This is a genomic window from Roseicyclus salinarum (assembly GCF_029624655.1).
GTDB classification, from domain to species: domain Bacteria; phylum Pseudomonadota; class Alphaproteobacteria; order Rhodobacterales; family Rhodobacteraceae; genus Roseibacterium; species Roseibacterium salinarum.
On record NZ_JARRSA010000064.1, the window covers coordinates 1 to 359 of the forward strand.

The 359-nt window shown below is 66.9% G+C and carries 1 protein-coding gene; it reads right to left on the minus strand.

The genetic code is table 11. From position 1 onward, the window contains the following. The coding region (locus P6F26_RS19745) for a fatty acid desaturase (RefSeq protein ID WP_278030397.1) at positions 1 to 359 on the minus strand (359 nt) is incomplete at both ends.

The window sequence follows — 359 nt, forward strand, 5'->3', positions numbered from 1 at the left end:
TGACGATAGATGCGGTATCCAAGGCGCCCGCGCCACGACAGGGCGCGATACTCCGCGACCGTCAGCGTCAGGACGTCGCCCATCCCTCGCTTCTCGAGGTTTCCGGTGCCCGCGTGATGCGCAGCGTGAAGGCGGCGCCAGACGTCGTAGGGGGTCAGCGTCAGCACCCCGATGGCACGGCCGATCCAGTCGCTGAGCGTCCGGCTGCGAAAGAAGGCCGCGTGCCCGCAATCGTGCTGGATCATGAAGAGCCGGACAAGGAAAGTGGCGTTCAGGATGGCGATGAAGGTGGCGAGCGCATAGCTGACGTCGACGCTCCACCACGCCAGGGCCCAGAGGCCGACGAAGGGACCCGCCGT